At 48.2% G+C, this 3,476-nt stretch carries 2 protein-coding genes; both read left to right on the forward strand.

The features are described 5' to 3' along the window. Positions 1-757: 757 nt before the first annotated feature. Positions 758-2,734 carry a sigma-70 family RNA polymerase sigma factor gene (locus tag ACFSX3_RS23550; protein ID WP_209990182.1) on the forward strand — a complete coding sequence of 659 codons (1,977 nt, stop codon included), beginning with the start codon at positions 758-760 and terminating at the stop codon, positions 2,732-2,734. 104 nt (positions 2,735-2,838) lie between these two features. Further along, positions 2,839-3,476, forward strand: a 638-nt coding sequence (locus ACFSX3_RS23555) for an IS630 family transposase (RefSeq protein WP_379313331.1), incomplete at its 3' end; no start/stop codon positions are given.

The following is a 3,476-nucleotide window of genomic DNA, read 5'->3' on the forward strand; positions in this document are numbered from 1 at the left end:
GAAGAACAAAACAGCAGTTTTTTGTCAACTACAGGATTGGATCTCCGGTTTACCCAGCTATATCAAGGGTTTGTTTGGGGATTTGAGCTGCGAAAGTTGAGTTATTAAAATGATCGTATCTAATCGTGTTCATGATCAAGCTATCGTAAAACTCGAAGAGATTGTGAAGAAAGAATATAACATGGTCCAGACGATGAAAATGGCAACTGAGGTTAGTAACTCTTAGAAAAAAGGCCGCCAATTGGCCAATGTCATTAAGTTAGGCTCAGAGACAAGATTATGAATAGAGAATGAATCCGAAACGGCATGGGAAAAATAATGAAGAAAAATAGCTAAAGCAAACAAGCGGATAGAAAATCCGCTTGTTTGCTGTCGGGAATGGGATAAGGTTCTTGTCATTTATGACATCATGTTCTTGTCAACCAACAGGTGATGTCAGTGGACAAGAACATAGTACTATTGCCGATTTGATAAACATCTAATTTAAATTCCAATTTCTAGCTCGCTCGCGCCATCGACTACCGGGGGATCGAACGGGGAAAGGACTTGTGAGTTCTCCAATACCCGTACCGGGCTGGAAGAACTGCTTCAGTGGATGAAGGAGCTTTAGCAGGAACACGCCAAGAGTGACCTCCTCTTTGGCACCGGTGCTTGCCGCATGCGGGTGGTCACTTGATCGGTCAGTTCCAGAATAATGTTACATTAATTAAATCCAAACCCCCGAGTTAGCTGTCTATATAACAGGAGGTGAACGACAATGATCGATGCACAGCAACAAATCAACGCCGCACAAAACGGAGATCACGATGCCTTCGTTTCTCTTATAAAGGATCGAACGGATAAGCTGCACCGAGTGGCTCGCCATTATGTACGGGAGTCCAAAGATGCGGAGGATATCGTTCAGGATGCCCTGCTTAAGGCTTATGAGTCACTGCAAACGCTGCAGCAAGCCGAAGCGTTTGAGAGCTGGCTTACCAGAATTGTGGTGAACCGGGCGCTCAATCATTTGGAGAGATCCAAGCGTGTTCACCTGAGCGAAGACCCGCAGGCGCAAGAGCCATTGGTCGTTAATGATATCGATCAAACCCTGGATCTGGAGCGTGCATTGGCCAGTCTGAATCCGAAGCTGCGTCAGCTCCTGTTCTTAAAATATAAGAAGGACCTGACCCAGCAGCAAATCGCCCATCTCCTGGATATGCCATTAGGTACTGTAAAAACACAATTACGGAAGGGGCTGGAGCATTTGCGCAACGAAATGGCTCAAGATTTTCCCGAACGAGACCTGGATACATTACGCCTGCAGTTAAGAGAACAGGCAGAGCACCAGTTTGCCGTTTCACCGGATTATGATCTGATCGTCAATGACTATCAAGAGAACACCATAAGGGGAACAGGGAAGGGAGAAGCGGGATTCTTATGGGTTAAAACGGGGAGTGATGACGCCGTTTCTGCCACGCTCTCCAGGGACGGCAACTTGCTAGACTATGCCATTTCCTGGGCCTCATTGGACAACGGGACACGGCTATCTGAGGAGGAGCTCAAACAGCAGGCAGAGCAATTCCTGGAAGATCATTATCCCGGCGCACTGCGTGATTTTCCGTATTGTGAGATGGAGTGGATGGAAGGGATGTTTGGGTACACACGACAGCAGAAGGCGATGGGGTTGCCGCTTCCTGAGACGGGATGCCTCATTATGGTTCACCCCAACGGTCGCGTGGTCGGATTTAGGTACTACGGAACCGTTCCAGGGCCAGCACTCCCAACCATGATCACACCAGAAGAGGAACAGATGGCGTGTATGAAGGCGAATTTTTTGCTACATGTGGAATATTGCGTATTGGACAAAGCCGTGTACACGGATGGTGACGATCAGGTCCATCTTGTTTACGCCCCCCGAAGTAGAGGACTAATCTATACTGCATCATCACAGGAGGAAGTTCCGACAGCCTATAGGGCAGAAGCAGTCCCCTATGACCCAAGAACTCTGGACGAGTGGCCAGGTGAGTTCCCGCCCGCACGAAGCCTAGAAGAGTGGATTGGCGTAGACAACGACCAATTTCAGTTAGTACAAGACGACAATATTGGCTCGAACACCAAGTTAATGGTGTGGAAGCAACAGAATGAAGAGCGTCCAGCCAAGAATGACCGGTCTTGGAAGACCTATTGGGCTGAGCAGATGGAGGGAGCGGTCAAGGCGCGAGTAGACAGCCAAACCGGACAACTGATTGACTTTGTTTCGCATGGTAAGCCAGATCAACTAGCTCCATTAACCTGGGATCGAGACGCATGTATAGAAGTAGCTATGGACTATGTCCGAGGACTAGGAGCCGAAATGTTGCCGTATCTCAAGCTTCTAACTGAAGAGACCGACGACGAAGATCGTTTGGAAATCATTCGCTTTGGTGTATATGTTCAAGACGTATCTGTCAGGGATGAATGCTATCAACTAGCTGTTGACCGCTCTAATGGGAGGGTCAAAAGTTTGATGTCCCCCTCCATAAGGCCAGAACAGTTAAAGAAGCTGGAGACCGTGCCTTCATTTGATTACCAGACAGCCATCCTCCGATGGACGGCACAGGCCAAGCTGCGTCTGCAATGGGAACGGATGCACAATGCTAGGGCGGAAGAGGCCCCGTACGAACTAGTGTATCGAATGATTGGTAGTGAGCACGAGCGGACGCCCGAAGTGCTTGAAGCGCATACGGGGAAGTTATACGAAAATACTTTTTACTGACAAACAAAAACATCTATATAGAACGCAATTAAGAAATTAACAAAGTCTCTTCAGTCTCCAAATCGGGTAATAGATTGTTAATATTATCCGAGGCGGCGATGAAAATGAGCAACGAAGAGATCGAATGGTTGAATACAGCAATGAAACAAACCTCAGACAAACGACTTTACGAAAGATACTTAGCGGTTCGCCTTCGCCTGGAAGGACACACCTTTGATGAAATCGGTGAGTTACTCAGCCGTGCGCGTCAAACCATCAGCATCTATTGGCAAACCTACCAAACGCAAGGGCTGAGCGGTCTGGAATTGGATCATTCTCCTGGACAACCGCCAAAACTTACGGAAGAAGAGCGTCATCGGTTAGCTGCGATGCTGGAGCAACACGTACCCGCCGATATGGGTTTTGAAACCCGTTATACCTGGACCCTGCCGCTGGTGGCCGAATGGATTAAACGGGAATTTGACGTCACCCTAAGCGTGCGTGGAATTAGTGCGATGCTAAAACGGATGAATTTTAGCTTTACCAAGGCCACGTATACGCTTGCCCATGCCAATGAGGAGACCCAGACGTTCTTCAGAAAGCACACGTTTGCTCAGCTCAAGAAGCAGGTGGAGGCTGAACAGATCGACCATTTACTTTTTGAAGACGAGTCCATGATTCGCTCGTATCAAGCTCTTCAGTACAACTGGTTTCCTCGCGGTAAACAACGCAAAGTCCCAACGTACGGCAAACATGAAGGGGC

The organism is Paenibacillus rhizoplanae (genome assembly GCF_042684125.1).
Taxonomy (GTDB): Bacteria; Bacillota; Bacilli; order Paenibacillales; family Paenibacillaceae; genus Paenibacillus_AQ; species Paenibacillus_AQ rhizoplanae.

Bases quoted from the DNA above. Each gene is read 5' to 3' on its own strand.
- ACFSX3_RS23550 (WP_209990182.1), top strand. From the start codon at position 758: ATGATCGATGCACAGCAACAAATCAACGCCGCACAAAACGGAGATCAC.